Genomic DNA, 16,022 nt, shown 5'->3' with positions numbered 1-16,022 from the left:
CGTCCGTGGCATTTGTCGATGGCGGTCATTGCTTCCCCACCCAGCACGCGCGGAGGTTACCCATCGTCGCGGGAGTTCAACCCGGTGAGGCGGCAGAGCGCCGCGAAGCCCTCGTCGCTACCGGGCCAGTGAGCGCGCAGGGCCTCGCGGCCGGCCGAGCGGGCCACGCCGCGCAGCGCCACGGCGACGATGATCGCGTCGTCGGCGTAGCCCAGCACCGGGATGAAGTCGGGGATCAGGTCGAACGGCAACGCCAGATATGCGAGCAGCAACCCCAGACGCACCCGCACACCGGTCGGTAGTGACGTGTCGGCGGCGAGCCGGCGGACGAGGCGCAGGACGTCGGGAAGGATCCTCAGTGCCTCGCGCGTCACCCCGCCGCGGGGCCGCGCGACCATCAACACGACCACGAGCGCCAGCCATGTCAGCGAGAGCGCGACGGCGACGCCGATCACGAAGCCCCACACGGTCATCTATCAGATGATGGGGTCATCGCCCGGACGCAGCAGGCGCAGCCAGCGGTAGCCGTATCCGTCGAGGCCGACCTCGAGCCCTCCCTTGGCGTCCAGTTCGTGGACGGACAGTCCGTCCAGCAGATCGACGAGCGTCGACCCCTCCGGCGCGTCCTCGATCTGGATCGGCACCATGCAGCGGTCTGCACCGAAGTTGTGCAGCGCGACCATCGTCCACCCGGTCTTCTCGCGGCAGCAGTGCGCGAGCACCGCCGGGTTGGGCTGGTCGAGCACCTCGGCCGTCGACCACCCGATCTCGGGCTGTTGGCGGTAGGTGTAGATCAGATCGCGGATGAACCACCAGAACGACTGATGGTCGTGGCGCTGGTCGGCGACATTCACATGCTCCGGGCCGTAGAGGCCGTCGGTGAGCGGGCGGGCCAGCCGCCGTGGGTCGGATCTGGAGAAGCCGCCGTTGTCGTCGCGGGTCCACTGCATGGGAACCCGTACGGCGAACCGCCCTGGGATGTCGAGGTTCTCGGCCATCCCGATCTCTTCGCCATAGAACAGGACCGGAGTCCCAGGCAGCGAGAACGCCAGCGAGTAGACCATCCGCATCCGCCGCTCGTCCCCGCCGAGCATCGATGGCAGGCGTCGCCGCAGCCCGCGGCCGTAGAGCTGCATCTCCGGTTCCGGACCGAACGCGTCGAAGATCTCCTGGCGTTCCGATTCGCCGAGTTTGTCGAGCGTGAGCTCGTCGTGGTTGCGAACGAAGTTCGCCCACTGGCTCGTCTCGTCGAGCGGCGGGCGCCCGCGCAGCGCCTCGGAGATCGGGCCGGCGTCGCCGCGGGCCAGTGACAGGTACATGTTCTGCATTCCGATGAAGTCGAACTGCATGTTGAGCCCGTCGCCGTCGTCGCCACCGAAGAACGTCTTCTGATCCTCATAGGGAACGTTCACTTCGCCGAGCAGCACCGCGTCGCCGACCCGCCGGGTGACGAAGTTGCGAACGTCCCCGAGGTATTCGTAGGGGTCGAATACACCCGGGTCGCCCGGCGCACCGTCGCGGGCGAACAGGAACGGGACGGCGTCGACCCGGAACCCCGAGACGCCGAGCTGCAGCCAGAAGCCCAACGTGCGTGAGATCTCCTCCTGCACTTTGGGGTTCGCGATATTCAGGTCGGGCTGGTGCTTGTAGAAGTGATGCAGGTACCACTCGTCGGTCTTGGGATCCAACTCCCAGATGCTGTCCTCCTGGTCGGGGAAGACGACGTCGGCCGGGTCCGACTTGGGTTCGGTCGCGCTCCACACGTAGTAGTCGCGGTACGGGTCGTCTTTGCTGCGCCGGGCGGACTTGAACCACGGGTGGGCGTCGGAGGTGTGGTTCATGACGAAGTCGATGATCACGCGGATGCCCTTGGACCGAGCGGTGCGCACCAACTCGACGAAGTCACCCAGGTTACCGAGACGCTGATCGACCCCGAAGAAGTCGACGATGTCGTAACCGTCGTCCTTGCGGGCGGTCGGATAGAACGGCATCAGCCACAGGCAGGTGATGCCGAGATCGAACAGGTACTCGATGCGCTCGGTCATGCCTCGGATGTCGCCGCTGCCATCGCCGTTCCAGTCGTAGAACGTCTCGATGTCGGCGCAGTAGAACACCGCGTTCTTCCACCAGAGGTCGCCGGTCTCGATCTTCCTCACGCGATGGCCGCGCTCGTCGACGGAGCAGTCGGGGAGAGTTGCGGCAGCACATGCTCACCGAAGGCGTCGATGAAGCCTGCCTGCTCTTTGCCGACGAAGTGCAGGTAAAGCTCCTCCCAGCCTTGCTCCACATACTCGGCGAGCCACTCCGCATGGCGGGCGAGGTCCGCCGAAACCCGTACCGCGCCACCAACCTTCTCCGCCGAGACGGCGCTGCCGACCACGTCGAACGCCTCCACCGTCTCGGTATCCCACGACACCGGTGGATCGAAGACGTTGTTGCGCCACTGGTCGTGCGCGATCGCCATGGCCTCGTCATCGGTGCGCGCCCAGCTCAGGTGGATCTGGAGCCGGGCCGGGCCGCGCCCACCGGCCTCCCGGTACGCGTCGAGGATCTGGCGCAGTTTGTCGGGCGGCTGGTTGACCGTGATCAGTCCGTCGGCCCAGGCGGCGTGGCGGGCGGCCGTCTGCGGCGTGACCGCCGGCCCCACGAGGTCGGGCACCACCTCGGGCCGCGTCCACAGGCGAGCCCGGTTGACCTCAACCAGGCCCTCGTGGCTGACCTCCTCACCGCGCAGAAGGCGGCGGATGACGTCCACACACTCGACGAGGCGTGCGTCGCGCACCTCCTTGCGGGGCCATACCTGCCCGGTGATCCGCTCGTTGGACGCCTCACCCGAGCCCAGCGCCGCCCAGAACCGACCGGGGAACATCTGGGCCAGCGTGGCGACGGCCTGGGCGATGATCGCCGGGTGGTAGCGCTGGCCGGGTGCGTTGACGACGCCGAAGGGCAGAGCGGTGGTGGCGAGCGCGGCGCCGAGGAACGCCCAGGCGAACCCGGATTCCCCCTGCCGTTCGCTCCACGGACTGAAATGGTCGGAAGACATGCCTGCGGTGAAGCCGGCCCGCTCGGCGTGCTGGACGTCCTTGAGAAGCTGGGCGGGGTCGATCTGTTCGTGTGAGCAGTGGAAGCCGATGACGGTCATACCCCCCGCATACCCCGAACCGGCCTTCGTCAATGGTCTCGGGCGTCAGCCCTCGTCGCCGGTATCACCCGGATCGCCGCTGCCGCCCTCACCGTCACCCATGCCAGGTGCCTCGGTGTTGCCGCCCGTGGTGCCGCCGGGTCCCTCACCGGGCGGGACGGTGGGTGTCTCGGGCCGGGTGGTCGCGCCGCTTTTCGGGAGCGGGTGCGGCGGGGGAGCCGGCACCGGGCACGGCCGGCGATGCGGGTTGCGTCGGGTCGCCGGTGCCGTACCGGCCGGTGCGGGCGAAGCTGGGGTCGTGGTCGCCGGGGCGCTCGTCGAGGTGGTCGGGGTGGTTGTCGAGGTCGTCGACGTCTCGCCGGTTTCCTCGCTGCCGCCGCACGCGACGGCCAGTGGTGCGAACACCACGGCCGCACCGATGGCGACGACGGTGGTCCAGCGCCGTTGCTCAGTTCATGCTGCGGGCTCTACCCGGTCAATCGTTCCTCGAACCCCGTGAACGGCATGGCGGAGAACGATTGACACGGTGCGCACAGACCGGGCCCGAGTCGGGGGTAGCCACATCCGTGACAGTCGTCGATGGCCACTACTGCATCCCCGTTAAGCACGGGGGCAGGTTACCCAGACCGGTGCCGATCCAACCCGGTCGAACTGTGGAGCCTCCTGTCAGGATTGAACTGACGACCTACGCTTTACAAGAGCGTTGCTCTACCGCTGAGCTAAGGAGGCGTGTCTCGTTGGACTGCCAGAGCTTATCGGCTTCTCCCCGGCTCCACTATTCGCAGTGCTGTGCTCGCTCGAAAAGTGGGTCGCTTCGGCGGGCGCCGGGCGGTGCGCGCCCTGGACATGGCCGATCGGTCGGGCGGTCCGTCAACAGATCGCTACGGAATCCACCGACGCCGTAGTTGTCGGCGCCCCAGGCTAGCGTCGATCTGTGTCGACGACCGGTCTCGGGTGTGGAAACGTTGTGGCGGCCGGCCGTGCAAAGTCGCCCAGGCTCGTTCGTCGATGACCGGTCACTCGTCGACGTCGATCACCCGTTGGGAGCGCACCGGGGTGGTCGGCATGCGCCGGCCGAGCCTGCGGCCGGGCAGCGGGATCCGGTCGGCAATATTGCTCAGCGGGTTGACCACCTGACTGAGTGAGATCACGGCGTCGCGTAGCGCTTCGACCGTCGGCGCCAACGCTTCCAGGCCCGGCGTCAACCGATTCAACGTGTCGGCGACGTCGGCGAGCTGTTCCAGCGGCCCGTTGCGGGCCGTCAGCTTGTCGACGAGCCCGCCCTCGGCCAGCAGCCGGTCCGCCAGACCGTCTTCGGCCAGCAGCCGTTCGATCAGGCCGTCCTCGTCGAGCAGCTGGTCGACGAGCCCGCCGGGTTCGATCGCCCGCATCAGCCCGCCGTCGTCCTGGGTCAACCGGTCCAGCACACCACCCGGTGCGGTGAGCCGGTCGATGACGCCGCCCGGTTTGAGGAGCCGGTCGACGGGTCCGTCCGGCGCGAGCGCACGTCCGAGTGGCTGGTCCTCGTCCATCAACCGGGCCAGGCGGTTGGCCCGCCCCACGGCGTCGTTGATGCCCAGAACCTGCGCGAAGGCGCTCGGGTTCGCCCCGATCCGGGCATCACCCTCGCCGAGGGTCGCCTTGGCCACGCCTACCGCCGAGGTGGCGACGCCCAACCCGGTCTCCGCGACGGCGAGCCCGATGCGCGCCGGGGCGGTCGCGAGCTGCATCAGGCTCTTGCCGAGATCCATCTCGCCAGTCTATGGACAATGCAAGCGCGAACTCACAGAGATCTCACAGCCAACCAGCAGGATTACTCCAAGGCCCATGCTGGACTCTGAGTTCATGGCCATGGCTGCGTTATCAGAGACCACTCCCGAGGCCCGGGTCCTCGTCGTCGACGACGAGGCCAACATCGTCGAACTGCTGTCGGTCAGCTTGAAGTTCCAGGGTTTCGAGGTGCACACCGCCTCCGACGGGGCATCGGCCCTCGACAAAGCCCGAGACGTCCGGCCCGACGCGGTGATCCTTGACGTGATGATGCCCGGCATGGACGGCTTCGGACTGCTGCGCCGCCTGCGCGCCGACGGCATCGACGCACCCGCGTTGTTCCTGACCGCCCGGGATTCACTGCAGGACAAGATCGCCGGGTTGACCCTCGGCGGCGACGACTACGTCACCAAACCGTTCAGCCTCGAAGAGGTCGTCGCGCGGCTGCGGGTGATCCTGCGCCGCACCGGCCGCGGCGCCGAGGAACCCAAGACCTCGCGGCTGAGCTTCGCCGACATCGAACTCGACGAGGACACCCACGAGGTGTGGAAGGCCGGCGAACCGGTGTCGCTGTCGCCGACGGAGTTCACGCTGCTGCGGTACTTCATCATCAACGCGGGCACGGTGCTGTCGAAGCCGAAGATCCTCGACCACGTCTGGCGGTATGACTTCGGCGGTGACGTGAACGTGGTCGAGTCCTACGTCTCGTATCTGCGCCGCAAGATCGACACCGGCGAGAAACGCCTGCTGCACACGCTGCGCGGCGTCGGGTACGTCCTGCGCGAGCCGCGGTAGTGCGCAGCGGCGTGCCCCTGCGGCTGGGTCTGGTGGCCGCGACGCTGGTGCTCGTCGCACTGGGGCTGCTGGCCTCCGGCATCGCCGTGACGTCGATCATGCGGCACAGCCTGGAGAGCCGGGTGGATCAGACACTGCTCGACGCGTCGCGCAGTTGGGCGCAGGCGCCACGCCAGCTGCCGGTGACGCCGCTGGCGGGTCCCAACCCGGCCCGCCCGCCGTCGAACTTCTACGTCAGGGGAACCGGCCCCGACGGGCGGATGTGGACCGCCGTCAACGACCGCGAAGCAGAACCCCTGCTGCCGGCCGACAACGACGTGGGTCCCGATCCCGTCACCGTGGGGTCGGTCAACCACTCCAATGTGGAATGGCGTGCGATGACCGTCCGTGGCCCCGACGGGGAGCTGACGACGGTGGCGATCGACCTGTCCGAAGTGCAGTCGACGGTGCGCGCGCTGGTCTGGTCGCAGGTCGGTATCGGGGCGGCTGTGTTGCTGATCCTCGGTGTCGTGGGTTATGCCGTGGTGCAACGCAGCCTTCGCCCGCTCGCGGAGGTCGAGGAGACGGCGGCGGCGATCGCGGCGGGTCAGCTCGACCGCCGGGTGCCGCAACGGGACCCCCGCACCGAGGTGGGTCGGCTCTCGTTGGCGCTCAACGGAATGCTGGCGCAGATCCAGCAGGCGGTCGCGTCCTCGGAGTCCTCAGCGGATGCCGCGCGTACCTCCGAGGAGCGGATGCGCCGGTTCATCACCGATGCCAGCCACGAGTTGCGCACACCGCTGACGACGATCCGCGGCTTCGCCGAGTTGTACCGTCAGGGCGCCGCGCGCGACGTCGAGATGTTGATGAGCCGCATCGAGAGCGAATCGCGCCGGATGGGGTTGCTCGTCGAGGATCTGCTGCTGTTGGCGCGTCTGGACGCGCAGCGACCGCTGGAGCAGCACCGAGTGGACCTGCTGGCGCTGGCCACCGATGCCGTGCACGACACCCGGTCGATCGCGCCGTTGCGCACGATCACGCTGCAGGTGCTCGACGGGCCCGGCACACCGGAGGTGCTGGGTGACGAAGCACGGCTGCGGCAGGTGCTGGGCAATCTGGTCGCCAACGCGTTGCAGCACACGCCGAAGAACGCAGGCATCACGGTGCGGGTGGGCACCGATGAGAACAACGCGGTGCTCGAGGTGTGTGACGAGGGGCCGGGGATGACCGAGGAGGACGCGCGCCGGGTGTTCGAGCGGTTCTACCGCACCGACTCGTCGCGGGCACGGGAGAGCGGCGGGACCGGGCTGGGACTGTCGATCGTCGATTCGCTGGTGCGGGCCCACGGCGGGTCGGTCCGGGTGACGACGGCGCCAGGGCAGGGCTGCCGCTTCACGGTGAACATGCCGCGGTTTAGCGACGTGACCTTCGAAACCGCTTGACCGTCAGCCGATTTCGGCGAGCGCGGCCTTGATCTTGGCCTGCGCGTCGTCGAGGGACTCCGGCGACGGGTTGTTGTCGACTCCTGCGAATCCGAAGTCGGTGAGGTTGTAGGCCGGGAAGACGTGCACGTGCAGGTGCGGCACCTCGAGGCCGGCGATGATGACGCCGGCGCGTTCGGCGCCGAACGCCTTGACGACCGCCTTGCCGATCAGCTGCGAGACTTCCATGACGCGGGCGAACACCTGCGGCTCGATGTCCTGCCACTGGTCGATCTCGGCGCGGGGCACCACCAGCGTGTGGCCCTGGGTCATCGGCGCGATGGTCAGGAACGCGACGATCTCATCGTCCTCGTAGACGAATCGGCCCGGCAGTTCTCCGTTGATGATCTTCGTGAAGACAGTCGCCATGGCCCCGAGCATAGTGAGGGTCAGGCGGGGGTTGGCTCGGGGCGTGAGGCGATGTGGCGCCTGACCAAGCGATTCATGCCGGCACTCATAGTCGAGCAACGCATCGGTCCGTCATCGAAGGTCGATCGATGATCAGCGGCGCGGGCAGGCGCTCTCGAGCGCCTGCAGTTCCCCGCGTAACTCGGTCGTTACTTCCCCATAGGCCTTCGCTGACGGCGGTGGCTCCACATCTAGGACGTCGCGGGAACTGCTCTCGCTGCGAAACTTCCGGATTACAACGACGGTTTGGTCGGCCAATTCCGCCGCTCGCTGCGCGTGCTCCGCTAGTTCGGGCTTGGTTACCTCAGCGGCGTGCTGCTGCATTCCCTCGGCCCAAGCCTGGTAGTCGCTCTCGCTGGGGGCCGACGGCTCGTCATGTGAACCTGCAGCGGGGGTGTGCGTACGGGATTGCAACAACGCCAGCTGTGACTCATTGAAGGCAACCAGCTCGTCGACTGCCCGGCATGGGTTTGACTGGGCACGTAGCACGACGACGGCGACGGCGACAGCGACTACCGCCACCCCAACCATCGCGGCCCACCAGCGTCGGTGCGGACCCATCCAGCGGCGCTGTGGCAGTTGACGCCGAGAAGCGTCGGTGTCTCCTGGCGTCACCGAATGTTCCCGGAGCCATCGTCGTACCGGCTGGTCTGCTTATCGTCGTGCTGCGGTGCGTGAAACTCCGTTGGAGACGGACGCATGGTGGTGGGCCAGCTAGGGTTGACGTAAGTGTCAGCGCGACCGGCGCGTATGCGGCGGAAGTACCAGGCACTCAGTGCGATGAAACATGCGACGGCCGTCAATGATATTGCCGCAGTAAGGACGTCCATCTGCGGCTCCTTTCAGCTATGGAAGTCGGAAGACTTCGGGTTAGTACAGCTCTCGCCAAGCAGGGGCAATGTCCATCTTCACCTGAACCACCGGGCTAATGCTTCTTCCGTGGCAGTGGAGGGCGGCTGTCACGGGGGATTGCAGGCAAAGTGTTTCGAGTTGATGATGACGGAGTGTCGCTGGTGGACCCGGCCGAGCTCATGGCCGACCGCCACCTTTCGGACCCGGATACGGGCCACACCGCACCGCCGCAAACTGTCCGCTATCGCCGCCCTACGCTGAGCCCCCGATGACCCCGTGCAACTCCTCGACGGTCCACGGCGGTGAGTCGTGGTGGTCCCGATACCCGAGGAATCCGGGGGAGGGCCGCGCGAACTCACCGACGAAGCCGCCGGCCGCGATGAAGATCCGACCCGTCACATCGCGTGCCTGATCGCTGACCAGATATGCGTACGTCGGCGCCACATACTCCGGCGGGGCCGCGTCGAGCGCGCCCTGCAGGCTGACGTCGTCGAGCAACCCGCGCCGGTTCAGCTCCGTCACGTGTGATTCGTACTCCGGACCCGTCGACAACCGTGTCCTGGCGCCCGGGCACACGACGTTGGCGCGCACGCCGTGTTCGGCCAGCTCCGCGGCGATCGCCAACGTCAGCGCGTTCACCGCACCCTTGCCGGCCGGATAGCCCGTCCCTCCGTAGTCACCCAGGTAGGCAAAGGAACTCGTGTTGACGATCGCCCCACCGCCTTGCGCCACCATTCGCGGCGCCGCCGCCCGGCACGTCTCGAACACTGTGCCCAGGTGTGCGTCGAGCAGGTCGCGGAACTGTGTGGAGCTCACGTTCAGGATCGACGATCCGGGCGGCTCCGCGGTACCCGCACAGTTCACCAGGATGTCGATGCGGCCGAATTCGCGCACGCATCGCTCGATCAGTGCGTCGGCAACCTCGGGATCGGCCGGTGAGCCCACGCATCCGACACCCGAGACACGTTGTGCGGCTTCGTCCACCGCATCGGCGTCCCGTCCGCTCACCACCACCCCGGCACCTCGCGCGGCGAGCAGTTCGGCGACCGCGAGGCCGATGCCCCGCGTGCCGCCGACCACCACCGCACCCCGCCCGGCGAGCGGTTGCGTGCCGCTAATCGCCCTTGGCCTCTTCGAACGTCATCGAGTCCATGTTCCAGTAACCGCGCAGATTCGTGATCAGGCCCGCATCGTTCACCCGGTAGGTGAACACGCCGCGGACCGTGGCGACGAAACCGTTCGGGAACTCCGTCCGCAGCACCAGGATGTAGGCGATCTCGGTCGGCGAGCTCGACGGGAACGTCGCCTCACAGGTGACCGTGAGCGTGTTCGGCCCGATGTTTGCGTCGTAGAACGCCGCGACGGCGTCCTTGCCGCGCACCCCGGTTCCGTCCGGGTTGGTCACTGCCTCGCCGATCGGGTCCTCGATGAGGACGTCGTCGGCCATCAGGGCCAGCCAGCCCTCTTTGTCGCCGGATTGGACGCATCGCCACGACGACCGCGACGCGGCGACCACCGGTGACTGCTCGACCGTTTCAGTGCTGTTGTCGGGCATGGCCTACCGGTCGTCGTCGCTGAAGCGGATGATGCCGCGGATGTTCTTGCCCTCCAGCATGTCGGAGTATCCGTCGTTGATCTGCTCCAGCTTGTACTGCCGGGTGATCATGTCGTCGAGGTTGAGCTTGCCCGCCTTGTACATCGACAGCAGCTGCGGGATGTCGTAGTGCGGGTTACCGCCACCGAAGATGGTGCCCTGCAGGTTCTTCTGCAGCAGGGTCAGCATCGCGAGGTTCAGCGTCACCTGGGTGTCCATCATGCTGCCGATGGCGGTGAGCACGCAGGTGCCACCCTTGGACGTCAGGTTGACGTAGTTGTCGACGTCCTGGCCGTGCAGCTCACCGACGGTGACGATGACCTTCTTGGCCATCAATCCCTGGGTCACCTCGGCAACGCCTGCGAACGCGGACTCCAGATCCGGGTAGGCGTGGGTGGCCCCGAACTTGAGCGCGGCGTCGCGCTTCCACTCGACCGGCTCTATGACGAAGAGGTTGCGCGCACCCGCGTTGACCGCACCCTGCAGCGCGGACATGCCGACGCCGCCGACGCCGATCACCGCGACGTCGTCACCGGGCCGGATGTCACCGGCGCGGACGGCCGAGCCGTAGCCCGTGGTGACGCCGCAGCCGACCAGGCAGGCCACCTCGAACGGGATCGACGGATCGATCTTCACGACCGAGCTCTTATGCACGACCATGTACGGGCTGAACGTGCCCAGCAGCGTCATGGGAAAGACGGGCTGTCCCTTGGCGTGGATGCGGTGGGTGTTGTCGGACACCGCGGTGCCGCCCAGCAGCCCGGCACCCAGGTCGCACAGGTTGCGCAGCCCGGCCTGACACGACGGGCAGCGCCCGCAGGACGGGATGAACGACAACACGACGTGGTCGCCCGGAGCGACGTCCTCGACGCCGGGCCCGACCTCGGTGACGATGCCGGCGCCCTCGTGACCGCCCAGCACCGGGAACCCGGCCATCGGGATTCCGCCTGTGACCAGATGGTGGTCGGAGTGGCACATGCCCGACGCTTCCATCTGGATCTTGACTTCGTCCTGGACCGGATCGCCGATCTCGATCTCCTCGATCGACCACGGTTGGTTGAACTCCCAGATGAGGGCGCCTTTGGTCTTCATCTTGCCTGCTTTCCTTCGGAGAACGTCTCGGCCATCAGCCTAGTGACGCATGTCTCAGTGGGCTCTCGACGGGTGTCAAACTACACGCGACCACGGTCACCAGATCGGGACGGGGGCCTGTCCGAGCGGGTGGTAACCGGGGAGTTTCTCGCCGGCCATACTGCGCTCGATCCGCTTCTGCATGCCGGCGCTCAGATCGCCGGTCTCGATCAGCTTGAGGAACATCTTCGACACGTGGCCGAAGTCGAAGAAGTCGCGCTGCCACTCGATCTTGAGATTGCCGTCGAGGCGGAACCAGCTGCCGCCGATGCCGTAGATCTCATCCTGGGTGCCATCCGACTTGTTGACGATCTGCTTCCAGAAGCCGACGACCTCGCCTTGCTTGTCGTCGATGAGCACCTTCTGGTACTCGTAGTTCCAGTTCTCGAGGCCTTCCATCTCCAGGCCCAGCGCGACGTCACGGATCTCGTCGATGCCGACACACATGACGTCTTCCTTCGGCCCGATGTTCCAGCCGTACGTGGCGTCCTCGGTGTAGAAGTCGGCCAGGGGCTTCCAGTCGCCCTTGTGCTCGGCGTCCCGGTTGGCCTGCAACCACCGCTCGACCCAGCCTTCGAGTTGTTCCCTCGGGATAGACGGCATCGTCACTCATCCTCTTCTGTGATGGACAGCGCTTGCGTGGGACATGCCCACACCGCCTGTTCGACTTCAGCCCGATCCTCATCGGGCCCTTCGGTTTTGAGAATCTCGACCTGACCGCGTTTCGGGACGCGGAAATAGTCCGGTGCCTCCAGCTCGCACATGGCGTGACCCTGGCACAGGTCCATGTCGAGCGCGATCTTGAATCCCATGATGACCGTGCCTACACCCGCCTGCGGTAACGCACTTTGGCGGGCCGCTCGAGCTGGACCACCATCTTCGAATGGTCGTTGCGGTAACTGTCCGCGGGTTGAGCCATCTCGAACTCGTACTCGCGCAACAGGACCGAGAAGATCGCCTTGATCTGCATGGTGGCGAACGCCGCGCCGACGCAGCGGTGCCGGCCCGCGCCGAAGGGGATCCACGTCCACCGGTTGACGACGTCGGCCTGTTCGGGCTTGTTGTAGCGGTCCGGCTTGAACGCGTCCGGATCCGGGAAGTCCTCGGGGATCCGGTTGGAGATCGCCGGTGAGGCGGCGACGAAATCGCCCTTGTGGATCGGGAAGCCCTCCACCTCGAACTCACCCTTGGCCACGCGCATGAGGATGATCAGCGGCGGGTGCAGGCGCAGCGTTTCCTTGACGACGTTGTCGAGCAACGGAATCTGGCGCAGCGCATGGAAGCTCACCTCTTGCCCGTCGGAATAGAGGTCGTCGAGTTCGGCGATGATGTCGCGGTAGACGTCGGGGTTGCGCAGCAGCTCGATCAACGTCCACGACGAGGTGCCCGAGCTGGTGTGGTGGCCGGCGAACATCAGCGAGATGAACATGCCCGTGACCTCGTCGGCCGAGAACCGCGGGTTGCCGTCGTCGTCCTTGATCGAGACCAGTACGTCGAGCATGTCGCGATCCGCCTTGTCCTTCGGCGGATTGGCGAGGCGACCTTCCATGATCTCCTGAACCAGCGCAACCAGTTTCACACGCGATTCGTCACGGATCCGGAAGCTCTCGATGTCCATGTAGGGGTCGACGTAGCAGAGCGGGTCGGTGCCGCGCTCCAGTTCGTGGTAGTACTTCGCGAAGCGGCTGTCGAGCTGTTCGCGGAATTTGAGCCCGATCAGGCAGGCCGTGGAGGTGTAGATGGTCAGCTCGGAGAAGAAGTCGAGCAGTTCGATCTCGCCCTCGTCACCCCAGTTGGCGATGATCTTCTTGACCTCGCCCTCGATGGTGGCGGCGTGGCCCTTCATCTGTTCCCCGCGCAGCGCGGAGTTGTGCAGCATCTCCTTGCGCCGCTCGGGGCTGGCGTCGAACACCACGCCCTCGCCGAAGATCGGCGTCATGAACGGGTACGCCTCCGCCTGATCGAGATCCTCGTCGGCGGAACGGAAGAAGAACTCGTTGGCTTCGGCGCCGGACAGGAAGACGACGTGCTTGTCGACGAGCTGGAACCACCCGACGTTGCCGCATTCGGAGCGGATGCGGTTCATCAACCCGATCGGATCGGTGCGGAACTCCTCGAGGTGTCCGTGTTCTTCTTCGCCGCCGGAGACCCGGGGCACGATCGCTGATGACATTCCCCGGTCGCTCCGCTCCTGCCCTTCGGTGGTCATTTCAGGTTCTCCGCGTTCAGCCTCAGCTGCTGGCGTTCGGCGGGCGCGTTCGCCAGCGGCGCTTCGGGCTGCAGTTCCATGTTGGCGATGTAGCCCCCGCGCGGTGTCTCGGCGACGAAGGTGATGGCGCGCGCGAGATCGGAGGCGCGCAGGAAGTAGTCGTGGCGCGCCTGCCCCCACTTGGCCCAGTCCTCCAGCGCCGGACCGATCTTCTCGGCGGGCAGGCTCCAGCCCATCGACGTCTTCGTGGGGCCGGGGTGCACGATCGACGCACGCACGCCGGTGCCCTCGAGTTCCATCTGGAAGTTGTTCACCATGGCGACCAGGGCGGCCTTGGCGGCGCCGTAGGCGCCCATGTGGGGGCGCTGGCGCAGGGCGACGTCGGAGCCGACGAAGATCAGGTCGCCGCGCTGACGCTCGAGCATGCCGGGTAGCACCGCCGCGGCCAGTCGGTTGGCGCCCACGAGGTGGACCTGCAGCTGCGATTCGAACTCGTCGGTGGTGATCTCGGCGAGTTTCCCGAAGTAGGTGTCACCCGCACCGGCCACCAGGACCTCGATGTCGCCGAGGGCGTCCACCGATTGGGAGACGAAGGATTTCACCGAATTCGGGTCGGTCACGTCGAGGTGGAACCCGACGGCTTCACCGCCGTCGGCGTTGATCTTCCCGACGAGGTCCTCGAGTTTCTCGACGCGGCGTGCGCCCAGCGCGACGGGGAACCCGCGCGCGGCGAGGGCGATCGCGCTGGCCTCGCCGATTCCCGACGATGCTCCGGCGACGATGGCCGGCCGGCGGTCGGGCAGGGGTGCGAAACGTGGCATCTATCTGGTCTCCACTGTGATCGGAAGATGGGCGAACCCGCGGACATTGCTCGAGTGGACTCGGACGGCGCCGGCCTCGTCGACCTCGTATCCGCGGATCCGTGTGAAGAGCTCGGTCAACGCCACCCGGGCCTCCATGCGGGCCAGGTGGGCGCCGAGGCAGAAGTGCGCGCCACTGCCGAAACTCATGAGCTTGGAACCGATCTCGCGACCGATCACGTAGGAGTCGGGATCGTCGAAGACACGCTCGTCGCGGTGGGCCGAGCCGGGGAGCAGCAGCAGCACGTCGCCGTCGGGGATTCGGGTGTCATACAGCGTGAGGTCGCCCACCACCGTGCGGGCCAGGATCTGGCTGGAGGTGTCGTAGCGCAGCGTCTCCTCCACCCACAGCGGGACCGTGGAGGTGTCGTCGTAGACCCGGGTCAGCTGGTCGGGGTTCTTGTGGCCCCAGAATGCGGCATTGGCAAGCAGTTTCGTGGTCGTCTCGTTGCCGGCGATCACCATCAGGAACATGAACCCGAGCACTTCTTCGTCGGTCAGCCGGTCCCCGTCGATCTCGGCTTCGAGCAGCGCCGAGGTCAGGTCGTCGGTCAGCTTCTTGCGACGCTCGGCGACCATGTCCTGGTAGTAGACGATGAGGTTGAGCGACGCCTCGATCGCTTCGGCGGGGACGTCGTTGACCCCGTCTTCGCGGTGCATCACCCCGTCGGCCAGCGCGCGGATGCGGTCCCGGTCGGCCTCGGGGACACCCATGAGCTCCGAGATGACGTCCATCGGCAGCTTGCCGGCGAATTCGGCGACGTAGTCGACGGTTCCGTCGGCATCGGCCTTCTCGAGCATCGTCTCGAGATGCTTACGGGTCAGCTCGGTCACCCGCGGTTCCAGTTCGCGGATGCGCCGCGGGGTGAACCCCTTCGAGACCAGGGTGCGCAGCCTCAGGTGGGCGGGATCGTCCATTGCGAGGAACGACATCGTCTTCGACGCGTGCGGTCCCCGGGACACCGGGTCCAGTGAGACGCCGAACTTGTTCGACAACGTCGTGCTGTTGCGGAAGCCCTGCAGGACATCGGCATGGCGCGAGAGTGCCCAGAAGCCCAGCTGCTCGTTGCGGTACAGCGGCGCGTCGTCGCGCAGCCGCTGGTAGTACGGGTAGGGGTCCTCGTGGAAGTCGTAGTCATACGGGTCGAGCACGACATCGCTGGTCAGGGTCACTGGTCGTCTCCCAAGATGAGGCCGACCACGTAGGTGAGCCGGTCGGCGATCTGGTGGTAGCTGAAGGCGCCGCTGCCGGCATTGACCAACGCGCCGAAGAACGTCATCTCCAGCGCCGACACCTTGCGGGAATCGGCACCGGGCCCGATGGCAGAGGTGATGCGTTTGTGGATCTCGGCACCGATGCGCTCCCGCGCCGCGCGGACGGCGGCGTCGCTGTTGCTCAGCAGTGCGGTGGTGCAGGCGGCTGCCACTTCGGGTTCGTCGGCGAGCATCAGGGCCATGCTGCGCAAGGCCTTGTCCACACGCGTGGGCATGCTGTCGTTGACGTCGGTGAAATACGGCACCTGACGGATGAGGTCGAGGTACACCTCGGCGATCAGGTGGTTCTTCGACGAGAAGTACGTGTACGCAGTGGCTGGGGCGACCTTCGCGCGGGCGGCCACCGCCCGGACCGTGAGGTCGGCGTAGGACGATTCGCGCAGCATCTCGACGCCGGCGGACAACACCTTGCGGAAGGTTTCCTCCTGCCGGCGGTTGCGCGGCGTCTCTGTGAGCGCGGCCACTGCTTCACTGGACACATGTCCAAGTTAGCCGAACGCAGGGGCGCGAAGCAAGCACCGGTTTT

At 66.6% G+C, this 16,022-nt stretch carries 17 protein-coding genes and 1 tRNA gene; 2 read left to right on the top strand and 16 right to left on the bottom strand.

All coding sequences use genetic code 11. The features are described 5' to 3' along the window. Window positions 1–56 precede the first annotated feature (56 nt). The 6 genes from I7X18_RS23810 to I7X18_RS23785 form a co-directional block, all read right to left on the bottom strand. Window positions 57–473, bottom strand: coding sequence for a YkvA family protein (locus I7X18_RS23810; protein WP_193046419.1), 417 nt, complete (start codon window positions 471–473; stop codon window positions 57–59). 3 nt (window positions 474–476) lie between these two features. Further along, a complete protein-coding gene (locus I7X18_RS23805) occupies window positions 477–2,156 on the bottom strand; it encodes an alpha-amylase family protein (RefSeq protein ID WP_193046418.1) in 1,680 nt (559 codons plus the stop codon). Further along, complete coding sequence (locus tag I7X18_RS23800) at window positions 2,153–3,142, bottom strand: TIGR03885 family FMN-dependent LLM class oxidoreductase (RefSeq protein ID WP_193046417.1); 990 nt, start codon at window positions 3,140–3,142, stop codon at window positions 2,153–2,155. Before I7X18_RS23800 ends, I7X18_RS23805 begins: the two co-directional genes overlap by 4 nt. Window positions 3,143–3,287: 145 nt before the next feature. Then, complete coding sequence (locus tag I7X18_RS23795) at window positions 3,288–3,524, bottom strand: hypothetical protein (RefSeq protein WP_193046416.1); 237 nt, start codon at window positions 3,522–3,524, stop codon at window positions 3,288–3,290. A gap of 272 nt (window positions 3,525–3,796) precedes the next feature. Then, a tRNA-Thr gene (locus I7X18_RS23790) sits at window positions 3,797–3,871 on the bottom strand. A 287-nt stretch (window positions 3,872–4,158) separates the two neighbouring features. Then, window positions 4,159–4,893 (bottom strand): MlaD family protein, encoded by a 735-nt coding sequence (locus tag I7X18_RS23785; protein ID WP_193046415.1) that lies wholly within the window; start codon window positions 4,891–4,893, stop codon window positions 4,159–4,161. Window positions 4,894–4,987: 94 nt separating this feature from the next. Here I7X18_RS23785 and I7X18_RS23780 point away from each other — a divergent pair, with 94 nt between their 5' ends. Next, a complete protein-coding gene (locus I7X18_RS23780) occupies window positions 4,988–5,707 on the top strand; it encodes a response regulator transcription factor (RefSeq protein WP_185293052.1) in 720 nt (239 codons plus the stop codon). Beyond that, complete coding sequence (locus I7X18_RS23775; RefSeq protein ID WP_193046414.1) at window positions 5,707–7,128, top strand: sensor histidine kinase; 1,422 nt, start codon at window positions 5,707–5,709, stop codon at window positions 7,126–7,128. The genes I7X18_RS23780 and I7X18_RS23775 overlap by 1 nt, the downstream gene beginning before the upstream one ends. A gap of 3 nt (window positions 7,129–7,131) precedes the next feature. On the opposite strand, the gene I7X18_RS23770 is transcribed toward I7X18_RS23775, so the two are convergent. From I7X18_RS23770 to I7X18_RS23725, 10 genes are all read right to left on the bottom strand, one after another. Continuing rightward, window positions 7,132–7,536 carry an HIT family protein gene (locus I7X18_RS23770; protein ID WP_193046413.1) on the bottom strand — a complete coding sequence of 135 codons (405 nt, stop codon included), beginning with the start codon at window positions 7,534–7,536 and terminating at the stop codon, window positions 7,132–7,134. Window positions 7,537–8,679: 1,143 nt separating this feature from the next. Beyond that, window positions 8,680–9,510 carry an SDR family NAD(P)-dependent oxidoreductase gene (locus I7X18_RS23765; RefSeq protein WP_193046412.1) on the bottom strand — a complete coding sequence of 277 codons (831 nt, stop codon included), beginning with the start codon at window positions 9,508–9,510 and terminating at the stop codon, window positions 8,680–8,682. Between the two features lie 31 nt (window positions 9,511–9,541). Beyond that, window positions 9,542–9,982, bottom strand: a complete 441-nt coding sequence (locus I7X18_RS23760; RefSeq protein WP_193046411.1) for a nuclear transport factor 2 family protein — start codon at window positions 9,980–9,982, stop codon at window positions 9,542–9,544. Between the two features lie 3 nt (window positions 9,983–9,985). Beyond that, entirely contained in the window at window positions 9,986–11,113 is a 1,128-nt protein-coding gene (locus tag I7X18_RS23755; protein ID WP_193046410.1) for an NDMA-dependent alcohol dehydrogenase, read from the bottom strand. A 96-nt stretch (window positions 11,114–11,209) separates the two neighbouring features. Continuing rightward, window positions 11,210–11,755 carry a nuclear transport factor 2-like protein gene (locus tag I7X18_RS23750; protein ID WP_193046473.1) on the bottom strand — a complete coding sequence of 182 codons (546 nt, stop codon included), beginning with the start codon at window positions 11,753–11,755 and terminating at the stop codon, window positions 11,210–11,212. A 2-nt stretch (window positions 11,756–11,757) separates the two neighbouring features. Next, window positions 11,758–11,964 carry a ferredoxin Fdx gene (locus I7X18_RS23745; protein WP_193046409.1) on the bottom strand — a complete coding sequence of 69 codons (207 nt, stop codon included), beginning with the start codon at window positions 11,962–11,964 and terminating at the stop codon, window positions 11,758–11,760. Between the two features lie 11 nt (window positions 11,965–11,975). Further along, window positions 11,976–13,325: a lanosterol 14-alpha demethylase gene (locus I7X18_RS23740; protein ID WP_193046472.1), complete on the bottom strand. Its 1,350-nt coding sequence runs from the start codon at window positions 13,323–13,325 to the stop codon at window positions 11,976–11,978. A 32-nt stretch (window positions 13,326–13,357) separates the two neighbouring features. Beyond that, entirely contained in the window at window positions 13,358–14,182 is an 825-nt protein-coding gene (locus I7X18_RS23735) for an SDR family oxidoreductase (RefSeq protein ID WP_193046408.1), read from the bottom strand. Then, on the bottom strand, window positions 14,183–15,394 hold the full coding sequence (locus tag I7X18_RS23730) for a cytochrome P450 (RefSeq protein WP_193046407.1): 1,212 nt from the start codon (window positions 15,392–15,394) through the stop codon (window positions 14,183–14,185). After that, a complete protein-coding gene (locus tag I7X18_RS23725) occupies window positions 15,391–15,975 on the bottom strand; it encodes a TetR family transcriptional regulator (RefSeq protein WP_193046406.1) in 585 nt (194 codons plus the stop codon). The genes I7X18_RS23730 and I7X18_RS23725 overlap by 4 nt, the downstream gene beginning before the upstream one ends. Window positions 15,976–16,022 lie beyond the last annotated feature (47 nt).

The organism is Mycolicibacterium baixiangningiae, from assembly GCF_016313185.1.
Classification (GTDB): Bacteria; Actinomycetota; Actinomycetes; order Mycobacteriales; family Mycobacteriaceae; genus Mycobacterium; species Mycobacterium baixiangningiae.
This window is presented reverse-complemented; position numbering and strand designations above follow the sequence as displayed.

What these genes read in the sequence shown, in the direction of transcription:
- I7X18_RS23760 (WP_193046411.1), bottom strand. Translation starts at nt 9,982, where the DNA reads ATGCCCGACAACAGCACTGAAACGGTCGAGCAGTCACCGGTGGTCGCC.
- I7X18_RS23755 (WP_193046410.1), bottom strand. Translation starts at nt 11,113, where the DNA reads ATGAAGACCAAAGGCGCCCTCATCTGGGAGTTCAACCAACCGTGGTCG.
- I7X18_RS23750 (WP_193046473.1), bottom strand. Translation starts at nt 11,755, where the DNA reads ATGCCGTCTATCCCGAGGGAACAACTCGAAGGCTGGGTCGAGCGGTGG.
- I7X18_RS23735 (WP_193046408.1), bottom strand. Translation starts at nt 14,182, where the DNA reads ATGCCACGTTTCGCACCCCTGCCCGACCGCCGGCCGGCCATCGTCGCC.
- I7X18_RS23740 (WP_193046472.1), bottom strand. Translation starts at nt 13,325, where the DNA reads ATGTCATCAGCGATCGTGCCCCGGGTCTCCGGCGGCGAAGAAGAACAC.
- I7X18_RS23800 (WP_193046417.1), bottom strand. Translation starts at nt 3,142, where the DNA reads ATGACCGTCATCGGCTTCCACTGCTCACACGAACAGATCGACCCCGCC.
- I7X18_RS23785 (WP_193046415.1), bottom strand. Translation starts at nt 4,893, where the DNA reads ATGGATCTCGGCAAGAGCCTGATGCAGCTCGCGACCGCCCCGGCGCGC.
- I7X18_RS23745 (WP_193046409.1), bottom strand. Translation starts at nt 11,964, where the DNA reads ATGGGATTCAAGATCGCGCTCGACATGGACCTGTGCCAGGGTCACGCC.
- I7X18_RS23810 (WP_193046419.1), bottom strand. Translation starts at nt 473, where the DNA reads ATGACCGTGTGGGGCTTCGTGATCGGCGTCGCCGTCGCGCTCTCGCTG.
- I7X18_RS23780 (WP_185293052.1), top strand. Translation starts at nt 4,988, where the DNA reads ATGGCCATGGCTGCGTTATCAGAGACCACTCCCGAGGCCCGGGTCCTC.
- I7X18_RS23770 (WP_193046413.1), bottom strand. Translation starts at nt 7,536, where the DNA reads ATGGCGACTGTCTTCACGAAGATCATCAACGGAGAACTGCCGGGCCGA.